The organism is Methylomarinum sp. Ch1-1, assembly GCF_030717995.2.
Taxonomy (GTDB): domain Bacteria; phylum Pseudomonadota; class Gammaproteobacteria; order Methylococcales; family Methylomonadaceae; genus Methylomarinum; species Methylomarinum roseum.
The window spans coordinates 1,777,504-1,796,677 of the sequence record NZ_CP157743.1 but is presented as its reverse complement, the minus strand read 5'-3'; the positions used below and the strand labels follow the sequence as shown (position 1 = coordinate 1,796,677).

Annotated in this window: 17 protein-coding genes; 1 reads left to right on the top strand and 16 read right to left on the bottom strand. The window is 55.4% G+C overall.

Annotated elements, in window-relative coordinates; genetic code table 11:
• Positions 1-10 precede the first annotated feature (10 nt).
• Entirely contained in the window at positions 11-1,819 is a 1,809-nt protein-coding gene (locus Q9L42_RS08520) for a methanol/ethanol family PQQ-dependent dehydrogenase (RefSeq protein ID WP_305908865.1), read from the bottom strand.
• Positions 1,820-2,124: 305 nt separating this feature from the next.
• Between Q9L42_RS08520 and Q9L42_RS08515 the strand changes: the two genes are divergently transcribed.
• Positions 2,125-2,766 carry a response regulator gene (locus Q9L42_RS08515; RefSeq protein WP_305908866.1) on the top strand — a complete coding sequence of 214 codons (642 nt, stop codon included), beginning with the start codon at positions 2,125-2,127 and terminating at the stop codon, positions 2,764-2,766.
• Positions 2,767-2,885: 119 nt separating this feature from the next.
• On the opposite strand, the gene Q9L42_RS08510 is transcribed toward Q9L42_RS08515, so the two are convergent.
• The 15 genes from Q9L42_RS08510 to Q9L42_RS08440 form a co-directional block, all read right to left on the bottom strand.
• On the bottom strand, positions 2,886-3,821 hold the full coding sequence (locus Q9L42_RS08510; protein WP_349432627.1) for a YncE family protein: 936 nt from the start codon (positions 3,819-3,821) through the stop codon (positions 2,886-2,888).
• Position 3,822: 1 nt separating this feature from the next.
• Complete coding sequence (locus Q9L42_RS08505; protein ID WP_349432626.1) at positions 3,823-4,344, bottom strand: SRPBCC family protein; 522 nt, start codon at positions 4,342-4,344, stop codon at positions 3,823-3,825.
• Positions 4,345-4,525: 181 nt separating this feature from the next.
• Positions 4,526-5,857, bottom strand: coding sequence for a histidine kinase (locus tag Q9L42_RS08500; RefSeq protein WP_349432625.1), 1,332 nt, complete (start codon positions 5,855-5,857; stop codon positions 4,526-4,528).
• A 597-nt stretch (positions 5,858-6,454) separates the two neighbouring features.
• Positions 6,455-6,895: a hypothetical protein gene (locus Q9L42_RS08495; protein WP_349432624.1), complete on the bottom strand. Its 441-nt coding sequence runs from the start codon at positions 6,893-6,895 to the stop codon at positions 6,455-6,457.
• Between the two features lie 211 nt (positions 6,896-7,106).
• The gene (locus Q9L42_RS08490) at positions 7,107-8,330 is read right to left on the bottom strand and encodes a type II secretion system F family protein (RefSeq protein WP_349432623.1); all 1,224 of its coding nucleotides are present in this window, start codon (positions 8,328-8,330) and stop codon (positions 7,107-7,109) included.
• 1 nt (position 8,331) lies between these two features.
• Entirely contained in the window at positions 8,332-9,978 is a 1,647-nt protein-coding gene (locus tag Q9L42_RS08485) for a GspE/PulE family protein (protein WP_349432622.1), read from the bottom strand.
• Between the two features lie 21 nt (positions 9,979-9,999).
• Positions 10,000-10,692, bottom strand: a complete 693-nt coding sequence (locus tag Q9L42_RS08480) for a hypothetical protein (RefSeq protein WP_305908873.1) — start codon at positions 10,690-10,692, stop codon at positions 10,000-10,002.
• On the bottom strand, positions 10,692-12,470 hold the full coding sequence (locus Q9L42_RS08475) for a hypothetical protein (RefSeq protein WP_349432621.1): 1,779 nt from the start codon (positions 12,468-12,470) through the stop codon (positions 10,692-10,694). Before Q9L42_RS08475 ends, Q9L42_RS08480 begins: the two co-directional genes overlap by 1 nt.
• Before the next feature lie 91 nt (positions 12,471-12,561).
• Positions 12,562-12,948: a hypothetical protein gene (locus tag Q9L42_RS08470; RefSeq protein ID WP_305908876.1), complete on the bottom strand. Its 387-nt coding sequence runs from the start codon at positions 12,946-12,948 to the stop codon at positions 12,562-12,564.
• Positions 12,949-13,054: 106 nt separating this feature from the next.
• A complete protein-coding gene (locus Q9L42_RS08465; RefSeq protein ID WP_305908877.1) occupies positions 13,055-14,137 on the bottom strand; it encodes a type II secretion system protein in 1,083 nt (360 codons plus the stop codon).
• On the bottom strand, positions 14,134-14,805 hold the full coding sequence (locus Q9L42_RS08460; RefSeq protein WP_349432620.1) for a type II secretion system protein: 672 nt from the start codon (positions 14,803-14,805) through the stop codon (positions 14,134-14,136). The genes Q9L42_RS08465 and Q9L42_RS08460 overlap by 4 nt, the downstream gene beginning before the upstream one ends.
• 106 nt (positions 14,806-14,911) lie before the next feature.
• On the bottom strand, positions 14,912-16,105 hold the full coding sequence (locus Q9L42_RS08455; protein ID WP_305908879.1) for a type II secretion system protein: 1,194 nt from the start codon (positions 16,103-16,105) through the stop codon (positions 14,912-14,914).
• Between the two features lie 114 nt (positions 16,106-16,219).
• The gene (locus tag Q9L42_RS08450; RefSeq protein ID WP_305908880.1) at positions 16,220-16,411 is read right to left on the bottom strand and encodes a hypothetical protein; all 192 of its coding nucleotides are present in this window, start codon (positions 16,409-16,411) and stop codon (positions 16,220-16,222) included.
• A 483-nt stretch (positions 16,412-16,894) separates the two neighbouring features.
• Positions 16,895-17,311, bottom strand: a complete 417-nt coding sequence (locus Q9L42_RS08445; protein WP_305908881.1) for a hypothetical protein — start codon at positions 17,309-17,311, stop codon at positions 16,895-16,897.
• On the bottom strand, positions 17,308-19,038 hold the full coding sequence (locus Q9L42_RS08440; protein ID WP_349432619.1) for a type II secretion system protein GspD: 1,731 nt from the start codon (positions 19,036-19,038) through the stop codon (positions 17,308-17,310). Before Q9L42_RS08440 ends, Q9L42_RS08445 begins: the two co-directional genes overlap by 4 nt.
• Positions 19,039-19,174 lie beyond the last annotated feature (136 nt).

Genomic DNA, 19,174 nt, shown 5'->3' with positions numbered 1-19,174 from the left:
TGTCAAAAGTTTACAGTGAGAACACCATCACACCGCCACCCATTTGGGTATGATGCGCCAGCTCCTTAAACGCGCCCACCGCGCCTAAACCGGCAGTCGGATCCTGCAGGTCGAAGACCAGACCGACGCCAGGCCAGCCGCCGACGCCATAGTAGATCGCGACATATTGCTTGCCCTCGTGTTTATAAGTAATCGGATGACCGATCACGCCGGACGGCAGCTTGAATTTCCACAACTCCTCGCCGGTTTCCGAATGCAGGGCCTTGATGTAACCGTCCAGCGTACCGTAGAACACCAAATCGCCGGCCGTCGCCAAAGTGCCGCCCCAGACCGCGAATTTCTCCTGCACTTCCCAGGCGAACTCGCCGGTTACCGCGTTCATCGCCTTGACCTGCCCCAAGGTGCCTTTAGGCCCCGGATACATGTTCAAGGTCGCGCCAACGAAAAACTGGCCCGCGCGGTATGGCAACATGAACGGTTCCCAGTCCATGCAGATGTGATTGACGCCCATGAAGAACAGTTTTCTGGCAGGATCGTAGGACTCGATGCCCTGGTTGTGATACCCCATTGCCGACGGGCAAATGCCTTTGGCCTCATGATCCATGCGTGTCGAATATTCGGGATCGCGGATCGGCAAACCGGTTTTCAAATCGACTTTCTTGACCCAGTTGACGGTATCGTCGATCTTGAAGGCATTAACCAAATCGCCGGTTTCGCGATTCAGGGTATAGACGATGCCATTGCGGTCCGGATGGGTCAGCAGCTTGGTCATCTTGCCGTCGACTTTTTGTTCGGACAAACCCATGTAGTTGACGCCGGCATAGTCCCATTCGTCGTGCGGCGTTTTTTGATAGCCGAACTTGGCTTCGCCGGTATCGATATCGCGGCCCCAGATGGTCATGGTCCATTTGTTGTCGCCGGGACGCATCGTTTCGTTCCATGGCGCCGGGTTGCCGGAGCCGTAATAAAGCATTTCCAGGTCGGTGTCATAGGCGTACCAGCCCCAGTTGGTGCCGCCGCCTATTTTCCAGGCGTCGCCTTCCCAGGTTTTCAAGCCCAAACCGAAACGACCGTAATGCGGATTGTCTTTATTGAAATCCTTGGCCAGATTGATGTCTTCGTCGGGACCGGTCGCGTAAACGCGCCATTCCTGCTTGCCATCCTTGATGTTATAGGCGGTCGCATAACCGCGCACACCCAGCTCTGCGCCGGAACTGCCGACGATCACCTTATCCTTGGCGACGAACGGCGCGACGGTCAGGGTCGAGCCCATCGCGATATCGGAGTTTTCCATTTTCCAGCGTAATTCACCGGTCTTCGCGTCCAGCGCGACGACATGGCCGTCCAGTTGGTTCAGAAAAATGGTCGCCGGATAATCCTTGGTGCCCGGCGCGTAAGCCAGGCCCCGATTGACCACGTCGCAACAGGCCACGGCCCTCGCCGCCGGATTCTGTTTCGGCTTGTATTGCCATAAAATGGTATCCGGGCTGTCCAGATCGATCGCGAATACATTATTGGGATACGGCGAATGCACATACATGATGCCGTCGACCACCAACGGCCCACCTTCGTGCCCGTTCAACACGCCGGTCGAAAAAGTCCATGCGGGTTTCAGCTTATGCACATTAGTGACATTGATGTCATACATCGGGCTGTAATGAGTGGACTTGTAATCCTTGGTCTGCATCACCCAATTGGTGTTCTGCATCGACAGCTTATCGAGTTCTTTATTGGCGTAGGACGGCTGTGACAGCGTCAAAATTGCGCCTGACACGACGGCCGTCGCGCTCATGTTCCGAGCAAATTTCGAAATTTGCATGTTTCCTCCAGGTATCTTTTTAATGGTAAGCGTCAGCCAGTGACGTTATTGTTGCAGTGAAATAACAGCCACTTGATCAAGGCAAAATAAGTTTTCCCACTGACCGACGCCAGGTGCATATCATATTTTTTTTAATACGAGCGGCATACGGAATCAGCGCCTAATGAGGCGGGAAAAATCCAGAGAAACTATCAAGAAAAATTCCCGTTTTCCGAATTTCTCGTTAAACGGGAAAAGCTCCTATGGCGTTCGTGACATAAAACACTCATGATAAGCGGCTTTTATATGGATGGACTTACTTGCGGATGTCTAAATACAGTGTTCTGTTGGTTGACGACCATGCTGTGGTCAGAGCGGGATATAAAACCTACCTGTCGCTTTCCGATAAAATCGGCGACATCTATGAAGCCGATCGCGGCGAAACGGCTTGCCAACTCTATCATCAACAAGCAACCGATGTCGTCGTATTGGATTTATCGATGCCCGGAATAGGCGGACTCGAATGCATCCGACGATTGTTGAGCCGCGACAGCAAATGCAAAATCCTAGTCTTCAGCATTCATGACGAGGCGATTTACGCCACCCGCGCGATCAAGGCCGGCGCCAAAGGCTACATCACCAAGAACAGCATACCGGAAACCCTGATCACCGCGGTCTGCGCGGTCGCCCAAGGACAAACCTATATTGATTTGGAACTGGCGCAAAAACTGGCCGTCTCGATGGTGACCGGTGAAGACGAAGAGCAAAAAGTCAGCAAGCTATCGCCGCGGGAATTCGATATCTTCTGCCTGCTGGCGCACGGCCTGACTTCCCGGGATATCGCGGAAAAGTTACATTTAAGCTACAAGACCGTATGCAATCACGCTACTAATATCAAAGAAAAACTGGAGGTCAAGAACATCGCCGAATTGACTTTATTGGCCAACCGGCAGGGCTTGATTGAATAGATTCGCAAGGGTTCGGTGCATGGAATGCACCCTACACCAGACTTGCGCGGAAGCACTGGGTCGCCCGAATATCCTTCATCCGCTGTAGGCGCATTTCATGCACCTTGAATGATTCGCCTCTATCGGTTACTCAAAACGAACCGGCCGAAGGCGCGACTGCCTTCCTCCAACTCCACCGTTTGCAATAAATTGTGATTGCGTGTATCGAATATGCTCAAGGTGGCGTCCAGCCAGTTCAACACATACAGACGTCGATTGTCTTGATCCAGGGCGATGTTTTCCGGATAGGCGCCGGTATTCATGGTCTCGGTGATACGTCCTTTGACCGTGTCGATGACGCTGACAGTATTTTCCAGCTGATTGCTGACATAGAGCCTGTGTCCGGAGCAATCGAGCGCGACGCCGTAAGGCATCCGACCGGTAGCGATGCGCCGGATTTCGATTAAACGATCCAGATCGATTACGCTCAGATCATTGCTGGTGGAGTTGACCACATAGGCGTAGCGGCCATCATGGTCGAGCGCGAACGGCGCCTTACCGACCGGGATGTTTTTCAAGCGTTGCAACGTGCTCGCGTCGATGACCGAAATACTGTCGCTTTCCCGGTTAAGCACCAGCACCAGATCTCTTTCCGTGACGGCAACCAGTCCGGCCGGGGATTGGCCGACCGGAATTTTTTTCAGCAAACGGCCGTCTGCCGGATCGACGACCCCGGCGAAACCGCCGTTCCAGTCGCCGTAAAACAGCTTGCCGGCGGCGATAGCTAAGCCGAAGGGGCTGCCGCCGACGGCGATATGCTCCAACGGAATCAGCCGGCGGCTGTCGATGAAGCTGATCATGCCTTGTTCCGGATAACTGACCGCCAACCAATCGTTTTCGACGTCTATGGCAATGCCGGCCGGACCTTCCAACGCGGGAATGCTGCGCAGCAGACGCATGTTCTGGCCATCATAAACACTGATCGAACTCCCCTGCTGCTGGTTGATGAAGACATAGGAGCCTGCCCCGGTCACTCCAGAGAAGGTCAGCATCATGACCAGAAAAAAAGCCTTCATGCTATTCGAATTTGCCTTTCAGTCCGGCCAAGCCCTGCTTGATGAACGCCGTCATCGCCTCGATCGCTGCGGCGTCATTGAGGTTTTCCGGCGGGAAGTTACTGGTGTCGCCGCGATAAAAACGCCCCTTCCATTTAACCTGGGTTTTTTCGCCTTCGGCGATCAGTTGCAGCGACATGGTATAAAAACTGACCGGCAGCGCCTCGAGGTTTTCGGTCTTCAGACGATAACTGTATTCGTGATCGGCGTCGCTGTAATAATCCAGGCCTTCCTCCAGCACGCCGCCGTTTTCCAGGGTTAACCTGCGCACCGCGCCGGCCTCGTTATTGCCATCGCCGGAACTGTCTGTCACGCCGGGATGCCATTCGGCAATACGGTCGAAATCCTTAACCAACGGCCAGACTTTAGACGCCGGCGCATTGATGACCAAGCTTTCTCTGGCTTTCTGAGGCGTCGGTCCGTGCGCCTCGGCAACAAAGGGCAACAACAGTAGATAAAGATAAATTAAGTAGTATGGCTTCATATCAAACATCCGCTTAACAAAAGGCAGACATTATCGAAGACCCGCGTCAATTCGGTAAGGGAAGGTCTCCCGCGCGTAACCGGGAATTATTCATTCCCCATGCAGACCGGCGAGGTTACAGTTCCGCACGACTTCCCTGCACGGAAGTCGTCAACCCGCAAAACTCCGATTTTCTGTTCTGTCATGCGATCGGGATGCTGGCCTCGACCGTCATTCCCTCGCCTGGCCGTGAATGTAGCGAAAATTCTCCGTCCAATGATTTGATTCTTTCTTTCATGCCCAACAGTCCGAAACCGGTGGCGACCTGATCGATATTGCAGCCCTGACCATCATCGACTATCCGCGCCATCAACAGATTCGGACGCTCCGGATCGATTGCCAGGGTAATGTTAACGCGACTGGCATCGGCATGGCGATTGATGTTGGTCAGGCACTCTTGAATCACGCGAAATAACTGAATGGTGATGGCGCTGTCCAGCGCGTCGATCGCATCGTCGCATTGCAGCTGCACCGATAAGGCCGGATTGCGTTCCATCCAATGTTCGACCAGGTCTTCCAGCGTCGCTTTCAAACCCAATTCGCGCAATATCAACGGATGCAATTGCTGCATCATCGAACGCACCACGGTAATCAGATGATCGCAAATCTCGGTGATCGATTGGGTGATTTTAGGCGTGTCGGCATTCCGGTGCGCCGCCGTCGCCGCCATCACCTTGATTGCCGTCAACGACTGTCCGAGCTCATCATGCAATTCCTGGGATAACCGCTGTCTCTCCTCCTCCTGTATCTGCAAGGAATGCTGGGTCAGCGCACGGTTCAGTTGCCGCGTCTTTTCCAACACATCGGTCATGTGATTGATGGCTCCGGCGATACTGTCATATTCCTGAGTCGAAAAATCCGGCAATTTTTTCCGATATTCGCCGGTTTCAATCAGCTTCAACGTGTCCACGATCGTATCGATGGCCTGTAGGGTTTTATTGAAGACTACATGAACGGCCAGAAAAATCAACAACACCAACATACAGATGGTCATGAAGAATGCGCTGGTTTCCTGCCAAACTTCGGTGATTTCATCCATCGGATTGGCCTGAATGATCAGTGTCAGCGTTTTATCGTCGATCGTCTTGATTTGATGTTCGACCTTCGGATAATCTCCGCTGACCAGGTTCGAAAACCAACGCGGCGGCAAATCGTCTTGTCCCGTTGCGCCACTGCTGCCGGCAATATCGATCAGTCTGCCCGAAGGGTCTTTCAACTGTATATTTAAATGGCGGGTCTGTTTTAACGCGTTCAGGCGATAAATCCAGTCGGTTTGGTCAAGTTCCGGATTCGGCGCCGCCGAAAATCCCAGCTTGACCAATTGCAAAGCAAGATTAATCGAGGATTCGACTTCGTCGTCGACGGCATTGCGCGCCTGCCAGATCGCGACCGCGCCGCCCAGTACCATGATGCCAACGGCAAACAACAATACCCGATAGGTAATTTGAAAACGTAAACTCATACTTTTCATCATTGATTTTTTCCATTTGTCTTATTTCCGCTTCCGCCTAGTACAGCATCTATTGTAACTATTCAATATCTTTCAGGATTTAGGCAGTAGGTGATGATTTCCCGATAAATCAATAAGCTACCCCTGTGACAAAACTACGCTGAATAATCACCTACAGCACGAGGCAGCTGAGCAGGACGAGGTTTGTAACCCCGTCCTGAACGATTCAACCGAACCCAAAGCAAATTGAACGTTCGGGACGGGTTAAATAACCCGCCCCGCATGTGGCGGCATGGACGTATTCACCCAGCACCTAAATTCCATAGGCTAATGGCTACGATAAATCATCTTCGTTTATTTAGGTGCCTGAGCAGGACGAGGTTTGTAACCCCGTCCTGAACGATTCAACCGAACCCAAAGCAAATTGAACGTTCGGGGCGGGTTAAATAACCCGCCCCGCATGTGGGTTTACTTAGGTGCTGGGTGAACGGCGTCTTCTGGAAGCGCTAGCTAATACAGGCTGGTTTCTTACCCCGTACTCAGGTTAAACACAGCAAAAATGCTCAAACCGGGAATTGCTGCAAACTCAAGAGCGTGGAAGCAAACCGCATCGGACGACGATCATCTTAATACCCGAATCGAACCCAGCATGCCGGTCTCGACGGTGACGCTCAGGCGCGTTATCTTACCGATTCGAACCGCATTTTTCGGCTGTGACGGATCGATATTAAATTCATCGCCTTCTCGCACCATAAACGTGCCCACCCCCTTCACTTCGAGCAAGGCGATAAACTCCTTGTCGTCAGGGTTGATCAAACCACGCAGTTTCATTTGCGGGATACGCTCGGCTTCGAGCGAAGGCACGAAGCCGTAAGCCCCTCTCGCCATACCGGATTGCGTTCCCACGATCTCGTACATCTGCCTGCTCGGCGTAAAAGGATCACGCACCCATTGCGCTTCCGTTTGGCCAGGCCTTGGCGAATAATGATCGTTGGCGGAACCATTGGCCGAGGCGGCCTGATATACCAACAACGATGCACACAATACCCAATAAATTTTCATTAAACCCTCATTTTGTCCCAACGGTGATGGCGCTTGACGCCACGCTCCTCTCCCCCTCTTCCACGAAAAGAGGCTTTTGCCGCTCTCCTGAGAAACATTGCAGTTTCGCTTTACGCGCTACACCGTCATTCTTAACTCACACTCGTTTCAAAATCCCGCGCAACCATGACGCCATCATCGGGAAGATGGCAAGTTTATCACCGGGCGCACGTTAGCGCCCGCTCACCAACGAGAACAAGGCCTGGAAGAAGGCGTAATAAACGAACCCGACCATGCCGCCAATCACCAGGATCATCGCCGGTTCGATCAGCGCCGACAGGCGCTTGATCGCGACTTCCAGCAATCTTTCGTAATACTCCCCCAATTCTTGCAAGACATGATCCAGACTGCCGGCGCTCTCGCCCACCGCGATCATCTGCACCACCAACGCCGGCATGCGCGGATGGCGAATGCTGCGGGCCACCTCCCGTCCCTGGAGAATTTTTCCGGCGGCCTCCTGCAACTGATCGCTATAAACCCGATTACCGAGCAGACTGGCGGTGATTTTCATCGCCTCGTATACGGTAACGCCGCTGCGCAACAGAATAGACAAGGCCCAGGTCATTTGCGCCATCGCTCCGGTCGTCGACAACTTGCCCAACACCGGCAGGCGCAGCAGAGCGGCATCGATCCAGCGCCGCCCGACGCGGGTTTGATACAACACCAACAACGCAACGACCACAGCGATCAAAGTACCGACGATAGTCAATCCATTCGCGCGCACCGCATCGGACATGTCGATCAACGCCTGCGTGGACGGTGGCAGCGGTTTGCCCTGGCCAAGCAGGAATTTGGCGAACTTGGGAATGATCTTGACCACCATGAACACGCCCACGCCGATCGCGGCCAACACCACGACGACCGGATAAATCATCGCGTTGATCATCTGTGCGCGCAGCGCCGCCTTCTTGTCCAGATGCAGGGCCAATCGCTCCATGATGGTAGCGAGATCGCCGGTCGTTTCTCCGGCCACCACCAGATTCACCGCCATGTCGGCAAACACGACCGGATGCTTTTTCATCGCCGTGGACAACGATTGCCCGGACTGAATGTCCAGTAATATCAGGCGGATGGTCAAATTGAGCCGGGGGCTCGAAATCTGTTTCTGAGCCAGCTCCAAGGCCTGCGTGATGGAAAGACCGGCGCGCAGCATGAACGCCATCTGGCGGAAGAAAAAAATCATCGAAGCGTTGCCGACCGAGCGCTGCGAGGCCAGCCAATCGGAGAAATTGGCCTGACCGAGAAAGCCTTCCTTTCTGTTGCGCTCCTGCAACTCCATCACCCGTAATCCGCGCTGACGCAACATCAAATTCGCCGCGCCCATGTCATCGGCCTGCACCCGGCCGGAAACCTCTGCGCCGCTGTTGTCCAATGCGATATAGGAATAATGCGGCATCTCAGTTCATTTCCAGCGTCGCATGGGTTTTATACACCGCCACGTCGCGAACTTCATCCAACGTCGTCAAGCCCAGCCGCACCTTTTGGCAGCCGTCCTCCCACATGAAGCGCAAACGCTGGCCGGCGCGCGCCTCCAATACTTCTTCTTCGCTCCCTCTTGCCACCAGTCGCGCCAGGTTGTCGTCGAACCATAAGGTTTCGAACAGTCCCAAACGACCGCGAAAGCCCGTACCCTGACAAACCGCGCAACCGACCGGCTGATAAATCTCGACCCGTTCCTGCTCTGTAGCCAAGGCCTCCCGTTCCTCCGCGGAAGCGGGACGAGGCCGCCGGCAATGCGCGCACAAACGCCGCACCAGGCGCTGGGCGATCACCGCCGTCAGCGTCGAACCGATCAGGAACGGCTCGCAACCGATGTCGACCAGGCGGGTCACGGCGCTGACCGCATTATTGGTATGCAGCGTAGAGAACACCCTGTGACCGGTCATCGCCGCCTTCACCGCCACGTCCGCGGTCTCCTGGTCGCGGATCTCGCCGACCATCAGCACATCGGGATCGTGGCGCAGGAACGAACGCAACGCGCTGGCGAAACCGACCTTCGGCCCGGTCTGAATCTGCGAGACGCCGTCGATGACGTACTCGATCGGATTTTCCACCGTCATGATATTGATATCGGGACGATTGATTTCCTCCAACGCCGCGCACAGCGTCGTCGACTTGCCGCTTCCGGTCGGCCCGGTCAGCAAAATCATGCCGTAGGGTTTGTTGATTGCCTCGCGAAAATAGCGCAGGTCCGTCTCCAACATGCCCAGGTCGACTAGAGTCAAGGCGCTCGATTCCTGCCCCAGCAGCCGCATCGTCACCCGCTCGCCCAGCCGTATCGGTGCGGTCGCGACGCGAATGTTGAACGAGCGGTCGATCGGCGGCGCCAGGCGATAGGAAAAACCGCCATCCTGGGGCTGACGCTGTTCGGCGATATCCAGACCTGCCAACACCTTGACCCGCGAAATCAGCGCCGCCGCGGCCCCCACACCGGCTTCGACCGGATAATCGCGCAGCTTGCCGTCCACGCGCAAGCGTACCCGCAGCCCATGAATCTCGGTCAACAAATGAATGTCTGAGGCGCGATGAAGATAGGCCTCGCGAATAATTGTGTCCAGCAACGCCACCAAATCGGTGTCGTCCTCCGCCGAATCCGTCTCGGGCGCGGCGGCCTTGCCGGCCAGCGCCCGTTCGATGCGCAGGCGCAACTGCGACGGGTCGGCCATCGCCAATGGCAAAGGCCGCCCCAGCAAGCGTTGCACCATATCGATCGCGGCGCGGTCGAAAGGATCGGACAGCACCAGCATGGCTTTATCGCCATCGTTCGCCGGCAACAGTTGTTTGCGCCGCAACAGACTGGCGGGAAGTTTCTTCAAGGCTTCCAGGTCCTCGCTCAGCGAGGTCAAATCGACATAGGCATGGCCGGCTTGCTCGGCCACGGCCCGGTATAAGGCCGACAACGGAAAGCGGTAATGCGCCTGCACCATCGCCAACAACGGCAAGCGTTGACGCCTGGCCTCGAGGCGCAGACGTTCGACCATCGCGGGTTCGATCAGGCCGCTTCGCGCGCCCGCGCTCAATAATTGTTCCTCGGTTAACGCCATGGATTCATCACCTGCCTAGTTTTACAATGCCAACACCAATTTCGCCAACAAGGCTTGCGGATAACCGGCCGGTGAGGCGAGCGGCAATTTTTCGATATTCAACTGCAGCACGGTGACCTGATAAGACAAGTCATCCAGGCCGTGAATGAATTTGCGTATCCCCATAAAGGAGCCTTCCAGCTCGATCTGCTGCATCGGGCGATGAAACATCGTCCCCGGCGACATCCGCACGACCCAGCCTGAGGTTTCCGGCAGAATCAGCGGCTCTGTTGGCTTGGCTGCGGTCTTGCCGCGTTTTTTGCCCGCTCGCTTGGACTTCTGGTCATTTTTCGTTTGCGGCGGAGGCTGCAATTTTTCGTTGCTGCGTATCCTCACGCCGCTGTCGCGCGCCAGTTGCGAAATCCGCACCTTGAGTTCCTGGGAATCGAACGGCGCCAGCCGCAGCTCCATCAATTCCGCCTGATCGCGGACCAACGCCATCGCCCGCTCCAGATCGTCTAGCTGCGCCGTCAACCCTTCCACATTTTCCAGCGGTTCGTCCGGGATACGCGCCTTCAACAGGCGTTTTTGCATCGATTCCGTGCTTTTTTGCAAGTGCTCGATGCGCTCGTCGACCGCTCGATAGCGCAGCAAACCATAAGCGCCGGCCACGATCGCCACGATCACCAGCGCCGACAACAATTGTTCGCGATTGTTCAAATTCGATCGTTTCATCAAACTTTATCCGGTTGCCCCGACTTATCGGCCGACCGTAACTTGACCAACCGCATCGTCACGCTGAAGCCGTCCAATTTCAGCGGCCCCTTACCGCTGAATACCCGGCTATCTCGTACCTCCAGATCCCACGGCGCCGCCGCCTGCTGCATGCGCTGAACGAAGGTCTGCGCCGCCGCCTCGCTGACCGCCCAGGATTCGAGCGTGAAACTTTCCACTTCGACACGCCCGTCTTTCGCCGCGAGCGAATTCGGTGGGAGCGGCATCGCCGGCGTTCTGCTGTCCCGCTCGTGCAGACCGACCATGACGATTTCATCACTGACGCTGTTCTGCAATACGCCCAACACCCCTTTTACCAACGCCGCACGTTCGGGAATGTCGCGGTCATAAAAATCCAGCATCGCCTGCAGCCGATGCTGTTCAAGCTGTTGCTCGAGCAACGCCTGTTTGCGTTGCTTGATCGCCTGGATCTGCGCGTCGATACGTTTTTTCGCCGCGCTGATGCTCTTCCAGCGCGCCTCTATTTCATCGTTGTGACTTTGCGCCTCGCTCTGTCGCAGCTGTAGCGACGCCTCCGTCCCCGCGAGCCCGAGCAACAATACGCCTGCCAAGGCGGCGGCTCTCACTTCCAAACGTTGCGCCAGCGGCGGCAAGGGGCCGCCCACCCTGACTTCGATACAACGTCCCGGTTCGCAGCCCCCCAAGGCATGACGCGCGACGCCGAGCATACCCGGCGTGAGCGAGTCGTCCAGCGCCGGATCGTGGAGTAAATTGACCTCCACTTCGAGCATACGCCGCAATTCGTTCGCCAAGTCTTCCCCATTTTCATCCCAGCTCGCCAGCCACAACGCTTCGTTGGGCGCGACATGCATGGCGTGATAACTTTCCAGGCACAATTCCAACGCCGATTTGTTGAAATGTAAATAGGCTTGTCGGGCGGTCATCTGACCCGACTGCAACCTGATTGCCTTAACCAGGCCCGGATGCGTTTCCAACAGCACCTCGGATAACGAACTTTCTGGCAACAGACCGGCGGCGCAACCGGTCAACGGATACATCGCTTTAAGCTTCACCCCCTGGCGAGCGAACACCTCCAACCATCGTTGAAGCAAAGATTGGCTGACACAACTGACCAACCAATTAAACGTACCCGGAATATCCTCCACCGCTCCCTGCGGGGTCCAGTTACACTCGATGTGTTCGTCATCGATCTTTAACCATTCCTGGCCGGTCAGGCAAGCGTTCAACTGGCTGCGTTTGATATAACCGAGTTCCTCGGCCAGTTCGCCGAAACGGCGAAAGGAAAATTTATCCAATATTTCCAGGCCGCCGGCCGGATTGGGCTTGCCCTGCTGCAAATCCATCACCGCCTCGACCTGCTCCTCGGTCATATACCCCCGACTGACCAGCAAATGTCCTAGCGACCAACGCGCCAGGTGCTGCAACAACACGGCCTCCGCCTCACCCTGCACCAGCGCCATCATCTGCGGCAAGGACCGCGGTTTTTTCGGATTGACCGGCAATTCCACCAGGGTAGACAAGACCGCCGGGGACAACAGCACCGCCGAACCGCCGCCTTGCCAACCGTCCGCCTTCAGCGTTTCGGTCAGATCCATCACCGCATCGGCCATATCCACCTGATTGATCGTCGCACGGTGCAGCACCTCGATACGCGTACCGAACCGTTTCACCACCGCGCCGCGCAGGGAGAAGCCGTCGGTTTCGCAGACCAGCAACTGGCTTGATCGGGCGAAGGAAAGGATTTTATCGAACATCATAGTCGTTCACCCCGCGCGGCGCGTAGGAACGTGGCATGGTTGAAAAAAGAACTTAATCATTCGATGACAACCATTTAGTGTGTATTGAACCTTAAACATGACCGAGCAACACAAAACCAATCCATCCAAAGCCAACCGTCGTTATCGCAAAACTTACCGCGGTATAGACTTTCCACCGCTTTTTCTCCCAAAAATCGGGATCGAACGAAGCGATCACGAACACCGAAGGATTGGTAAAACCGCCTATCGCGACACACCAGCAGGCAATAACCGGCAAATCCAGCCCCAACCCATAGAACCCGAGGTTAAACAATGCCATCAACGCATAATCGATATGCGCCCGAATCATCGTTTTATAATCCACCAAAAACTTACCATCCACGCCCTCGATCGGAAACCAACGCGCAAAGGTCATCAACCACGCCGACACAATCAAGGCGAATATGCACGCCACCGCGCCCACCAATAAAATACCCATCACATTCTCCTTACCAAAAAGCCAATCTTTTTATCACCGGCCGTGTTCATTCTTACGCTCCCGCAAGGGAATGCCGAACGAGACCAAGGAATTAAGCCTGACACATTCAAGATACGATCCATTCAAGATTAATGCTTAGCCGTGGAGCCGCAATGAACTTGCGAATATCGTTATTGCCGGGCACTCCATTATCAGAATCGCAATTACCGTCAAACAGGACAAAATTGTCCGCATCCGGCTCTGCGGCGTCATGACAAACGATCGCATAGGCACGGCTACCCAAAGGTACGGCGGAGGTCGTGCTGAAAATGAAAGTCCGGCTGTCCGTGCCATTGGCGGCAACCGAGCCGCCGGTAAGCCTTAAATAGTTGTTTGTCCCATCGCCGCCATCGACGTAGCTTGTTGAGTCGTTCAAATAAACTCTCAACACCAGGTCTTCATTGGCGACGGGCAAGTCGCCAGCGCTTTCATTTTTGAACGTGACATTAATATCCGTGACTTGCCAGTCCGATCCGACCACTAATTTATCCGCGTTCACATCGTCGGCTGGATCGAGTACGTCAAACCCTGAACTGGTCAAACTGATTTCGCTACCCGTCACCGTATAATCCCACCCCGAATTCAGCGCATCGTTGGTATCCGAATTGCCATAACCATCGCGGAAACGCAGTTCTCCGTTTCGTTCCGGCAAAACATGAATATAAGGCCCGCGCCAGCCAAAACCGATCCCCGTCGTCGTGTCCGTATTCCATTCCGTGATAGTGACCGATGAATCGCATGGCGACTCAAATGTTCTCGGATCGGTAACCGGCGTTTTTTCATCCCCCAACTCCAATAGTTCCGCCAAACACCCAGGCAACCGCCCCATATCGGCGACAAAGCCGCTGATTTCCGGCCCGCCGTTGACGGTGCGGGTCGGGTCGCCGACGATGGCCTTGCGAATCATTTCCATGCGGCGCTTGGTTTCGTCGTATTTGGCCTGGTCTTCGACGCCCTCGGTCAACATCATAGCCGCCGACGCCATCAGCCCGACCAAAAACAGCACCAGCACCATTTCCAGCAACGTGAAGCCGGCGCAAAACGGTAGAGTGCGCTCCGCGCACCTTTGCCCGCGCACCAAGACGACCACCTTGGTGCGCGGAGCGCACCCTACGGCCGGTGCGGTTAACGTGAAAAGGGATTGATTCATCGCAGCAAAAATAATGTTTTATCGCCTGAACCGGCGCCTCGACTCACAAGGCGTGCAGTCTCGTCATCGTCCAGTCCTTGTATTTCATACGGTTCTTGATAAGGATCGAGAATGCCCCACGCCCCATTCGCCAGCAGGCTGTTTTTTCGTTGAATATAAGGCCCGTTCCAGCCGCGTTTCCGGTCTTTATCCCAGCCATCGCCTATTGGATCGGTAAACAGCATCCAGAAATTTGTAGGAGATTCGCACCAGGCGATTTTTTCGGCATCGGTGCTTCCTGCTTCAGCAGGAAAAGTCATCGCCGTATTGGCATCGGTATCACTGCCGCCATTGACACTGTCGCTGCAATCATAAATCCCCTGGCCCGGAAAATCGTTGGAACCGCTGTCTCGGCGAAATTGCAACAAGGCCTTTCTGATCTCGGCCATTTCGAACCGGGTGACATCCTCGCGGCCCTGGTCCTGCACGCCTTCGTAGCCCAACACCACGGCGCCGGCGACGAGGCCCAGCAGGGTGATGACGACCAGCAGTTCGAGCAGCGTGAAACCGCTTTGTTTACATGCCACGGACGGGTGATGGGAAAAATGCTCGGTTTGGCGTTTTAAACGCAATTCGGTCAACGCGCCAACGGTGAAAAAAGGGAAATGCACAAACAATAAACCTCTCATTTACTTGCTTGTATGGATTGAATACAGCTTGGGTGGATGGCGTGAATGCGCCCACCATCAACATGGGTTCCCACGGGGGACCGTGGGAACCAGGCTAAGCTAACGATTAAGCGCCTTGGTTAGCGCCGGCGATCGCCGCGTCCAGCGTACGGCCTTCCGGATCGACCACGCCGATCAGGCGGGCTCTTGGAAAAATTTCTGCAGCTGTAATATCACCATCAGCTGTTGAACCGTCTGAACCATCTTCGCCGACCTGGAACAAGGCGATATAGCGCGCATAGTTGGTCGCTGGATTGACGTTTTCGGTGCCGGCGGTCGGCGCCTGGCCGATCGCCACGCGGCTGTCGATGGTGGTGCCCGGCACGTCCTTACCGAAGCCGAATGCCATAACCAGATGACAGTCATCATCACCCAATGCATCGTTGATCAGATTAAGCGTTTTGTTATCAGTCGCCGTCGTGGTGCCGTCATAAAAGGTACTGATAGTGGCGCCATCGGCGGTACAGGTTGAAGCGACACCTGCAATTTCGCCGCCCGATGGAACGATCGACAAGGCGACTGGGCTGCCCAATTGTGTCGTTTCATCCCACAGTATATCTTGTAAAACACCATCATCATCTACATCAAACTCCAACTCAGACGCCCCGCCCGCAGTTACGCCAGGCGCGCTTTCGTTCCAGGACAGGTTTGGAATGGGATTAGTGTAAGTTGTCGTGGGATCCAGCGTTTGCAACTCGTCAATCCCGACCGCCGCCAATGCCTGACCGACGGCTTCCAATACCGTGCCACCTGCCAGAGTAGCCGCAGGCGTAGTCACCCATTGCCCCAAGAACGCTTCGGTCGCATCGGCCAGTAACGGTTCGGTTCCGGTCGTTCCTGGTATCGTGCCGTCCAAATTCGCCAAATTATCCCACTGGTTCGGATAGACGTTTTCCACCGCGCGGTAGTTGCGGATAGAACTTTCCGCCGCCAGGATATTGTTGGCATTGGCGGTATCCTGGGCGTTTTCGCCGATACCTTCATAGGCCACCAGCGCCGCGGTCGACAAGGTCGCCAGCAGCGTGATCACGACCAACAGTTCCAGCAGCGTGAAACCGCCTTGCTTGGCTTGTAGTTTTCGCGCCCTGGCGCGCAGTTTTTGGTCTTCGATCAGCGACACGTCGGCCGCGCGGAAGCGTTTGATCGCAGATTGCATTTGTTTGATGTTCATTTGCCTTTCTCTTTGCTTGAATGCCGCAACCGCCTCGCGCGGCCTGTTGGTCATCGATTTTTCTAGTTGTTGCTGATGTGACCCGTTCACACTCATTTTCCAATTCCCCGCCGGTTTGTAGCCCGCATGAAGCGCCGCGTAATGCGGGAACGATCGCCGCCACAAACGCCGGCTGTCGCCAAACCGCCTTCCGGCGGGCGTACGCTACGCCGGCGCATCCACGATAAAGCGGTATTGTTTGCCGCAATGGATGATCACCTCTTTTTGCTTGCGCTTGAGGATCTTGACTTCCACGCGAATGTCGCCGAAACCGTCGTGTCTCAACACGTCGTCTAGCAGTTCCAGCAGTTTGTTTTTGACAGGGTCGGTCTGGTAGTCGATTCCTGTTGTCGTCATGTTCTGAGTTACTCCCATTCAGTTTTCGTTCGTTCACACGTACCCGTCTGGCTTAAAAACGGGTATATACTGTTCGCACTTCAAATTTCACTTCTTTTGATGCCCTCATCCAGCCTTCTCCCGGAGGGCGAAGGTATTAAGGCGTCGAACGTTGAAGTGCGATGACTATATGTACCTGCCGGTTTCCTCGCTTCCCATTTCAATCGCGCCGAGGGCGGCGCTCCTACCTCTATCCGGGCATGGCCAGCAAACCGCTGCGCCTGGCCTGTTTAAGCCGGTAATCGTATTATCATGGCTCCCATGCTCCAGCGTGGGAGCACGCCCCCGCCGCTCTGCGGCGCGGGACGCAGAGCGTCCCCAAATGCATATCCACGCTGGAGCATGGATACGAGTACATTGGGCATTCCAGAAAGTTATTTTTATCAAATCCTTACCGTGTCAATCGCGCCGGCGGCGGGCGGCGCGCCTGCCCATAGCGCCCACTCATTTCTGCAAGGCCAGCTTGTAACCGCTTAGCCTGGCCTGTTTCAGCCAATAGTCGGCTTGTTCGCGTTCATCGCCTTGTTCGCTATGCCGGTAAATCCGGTACAGCATGTATTGGCTGTGGGCATGGCCTTGTTTGGCGGCCTTGCCGTACCACTGCGCGGCCAGGGTCCAATCCTGCGCCCCGCCCAATCCCAGGTAATAGAGTTCGCCCAACAGCGTCTGGCTGTTGGCGTCGCCCCAACGCGCCGCGCGATGACACCAATCGAAGGCCTGGGCGAAATTGATGCGCCGCAGTTTGTCGCCATAACGATAGGCGTAACAGTTTTCCGCCGCCACGTCGGCTTCCGAATCCAGGCCGACATGGGCGCAAGCCTGAAGACTAAGCGCGACAACCATCACCGCCAGCCGCGTCATAAGTCCGAGCGCCTTAAATTGGCCGGCGCGCAATAGTCGCCGCACAGCGGCGGCGCGTCTTTCTCGTCTTTCGGCAAGGGCTTGGACTTGAAGGCCAAATCCGGCGCGTAATGGTGGTATTTATCGGTCGGGTCGAACGCCGCCTGTTCTTCGCCCTGATTCAGAACATAAGGCGTGATCAACAACACCATTTCCGATTTGCTGTCCTGGTCCTCGGTGCTGCGAAACACGTTACCGACCACCGGTATATCGGCCAGATACGGCACTTTACGCCGGCTTCTGGAAAAACTGTCGCGAATCAGGCCGCCCACCGCGACGGTGTAACCATGCCGGGCGAAGATCTCGCCTTGCAATCGCGCCGTCGTCACCGTGTCCACCGGCAGATCGATCACGCCGCCGCTGCCGTCCGCAACCGGAATCAGGGCCGCGCCTTCATTCAGCGTCGCATTCTCCTGTTTCAACTGGATATGAATGCTGCCGTCGTTGTTGATATGCGGCGTGATTTCCAGGGTCGTGCCGATTTCCTCCAATTCGGTTTCCGGCGTCGTGATCGTGCGCGTGGTATTCAGGTTGTCGATGGTGTCGATCGAATAGCCTCTCACCATGATCCGTTCCTCGCCGACGAACAACGTCGCCGGCCGATGATTGGACGCCACCAGCATCGGGTTGGAAATGACGTTGACGCGGTTGTTTTGTTCCAGCAACTCGATATTGGCCTTGATGTTCTGACTGACGAACTCGTAAACCAGGCTGCCGCCCCCCGATAACGCCGCCGCGCCGCCGAGTATGATCGGGTTGACGCTGTCGCCGCTCAGCTTGGTATCGGTCAATTCAAAATTGAACAAGGAGTTAAAGTCCTCGCCGACCTTGATGTCGACAATTTTCATTTCCAGCATCACCTGGGTTTGCGGCCGGTCTAATTGCTCGACCAGACTGGCGATGGATTTCAGAATCGTCGGGTCGCTGGTCTTGACGATCAATAGATTGTGTTCGGTATTGACGGTCACATAAATCAACTTGCTCATGCCGGACACCGACGCCAGTTGCCCGGCTTCGACCTGACTGCCGCCGGCGGACAACGCCGCCAATTGTTCCACGGTCAAATCCTCCGGCAAGGTCTGTTGCCGGCTTAAAGTCCCGGAACCGCTACGCCCCGAACCGTTCCGATTCCTGTTTCTGGAATTATTTCGCCGACTGTTATTGCCGGCGTTGCCGCGCCCGCCGAAACGATTATTGCCTTGACCGACATTGCCGCCGGCGCCGGTAACATTACGGCCATAGGACACCTCGACCCGGTCGCCGTATAAATCCTCGATCGCCGAGGCGATGGCGATCACGTTGGGGTTGCGCAATTGAAACACGCGTATCGCATCGTCCTGTCCGACCACCAAGTCCTTGCTGTATTGTTCCTTGGTCATCAGCCTGAACGCGCCGCTTTCGTCGCGCCGATACCATAAATCGCTGATACGGCAGATCGCTCGGATCGCCTGCTCCAGCGTCACTTTTTTCAAAAATATCGTGACTTTCTTCTCCCCCGCCTCCGGGGTCGCGATGATGTTGTTGCGCGCATCTTCGGACAATACCCGGATAATGTCCATGACTCGAGTCCCTTTGAATTCCAGCTCCTCGATTTCAAAGGGTTTGGCCGCGTCCAGCGCGGCAAACGGCATTAACATCAACATCACGGATAAAAACTTGATCAGTTTTTTTACACTATTCAACAGCACCTTCGTTAACCTGGTAATCCATTCTTCATACGCCAGTCGAAAACAGTTGCCCCCCACGGGCTCAACCGTCTGCTTTCGGCTTTAATCGGCCCTAACGGATCAGCCGGATTAATACAGTTCCCATCGCTTTCAAACC

Excerpts from the sequence above, each read along its gene's own strand:
- Q9L42_RS08495 (WP_349432624.1), bottom strand. The coding sequence starts at position 6,895 with ATGAAAATTTATTGGGTATTGTGTGCATCGTTGTTGGTATATCAGGCC.
- Q9L42_RS08465 (WP_305908877.1), bottom strand. The coding sequence starts at position 14,137 with ATGAATCAATCCCTTTTCACGTTAACCGCACCGGCCGTAGGGTGCGCT.
- Q9L42_RS08490 (WP_349432623.1), bottom strand. The coding sequence starts at position 8,330 with ATGCCGCATTATTCCTATATCGCATTGGACAACAGCGGCGCAGAGGTT.
- Q9L42_RS08520 (WP_305908865.1), bottom strand. The coding sequence starts at position 1,819 with ATGCAAATTTCGAAATTTGCTCGGAACATGAGCGCGACGGCCGTCGTG.
- Q9L42_RS08480 (WP_305908873.1), bottom strand. The coding sequence starts at position 10,692 with ATGAAACGATCGAATTTGAACAATCGCGAACAATTGTTGTCGGCGCTG.
- Q9L42_RS08485 (WP_349432622.1), bottom strand. The coding sequence starts at position 9,978 with ATGGCGTTAACCGAGGAACAATTATTGAGCGCGGGCGCGCGAAGCGGC.
- Q9L42_RS08500 (WP_349432625.1), bottom strand. The coding sequence starts at position 5,857 with ATGATGAAAAGTATGAGTTTACGTTTTCAAATTACCTATCGGGTATTG.
- Q9L42_RS08510 (WP_349432627.1), bottom strand. The coding sequence starts at position 3,821 with ATGAAGGCTTTTTTTCTGGTCATGATGCTGACCTTCTCTGGAGTGACC.
- Q9L42_RS08470 (WP_305908876.1), bottom strand. The coding sequence starts at position 12,948 with ATGGGTATTTTATTGGTGGGCGCGGTGGCGTGCATATTCGCCTTGATT.
- Q9L42_RS08445 (WP_305908881.1), bottom strand. The coding sequence starts at position 17,311 with ATGACGCGGCTGGCGGTGATGGTTGTCGCGCTTAGTCTTCAGGCTTGC.
- Q9L42_RS08505 (WP_349432626.1), bottom strand. The coding sequence starts at position 4,344 with ATGAAGCCATACTACTTAATTTATCTTTATCTACTGTTGTTGCCCTTT.
- Q9L42_RS08515 (WP_305908866.1), top strand. The coding sequence starts at position 2,125 with ATGTCTAAATACAGTGTTCTGTTGGTTGACGACCATGCTGTGGTCAGA.
- Q9L42_RS08460 (WP_349432620.1), bottom strand. The coding sequence starts at position 14,805 with ATGAGAGGTTTATTGTTTGTGCATTTCCCTTTTTTCACCGTTGGCGCG.
- Q9L42_RS08450 (WP_305908880.1), bottom strand. The coding sequence starts at position 16,411 with ATGACGACAACAGGAATCGACTACCAGACCGACCCTGTCAAAAACAAA.
- Q9L42_RS08475 (WP_349432621.1), bottom strand. The coding sequence starts at position 12,470 with ATGATGTTCGATAAAATCCTTTCCTTCGCCCGATCAAGCCAGTTGCTG.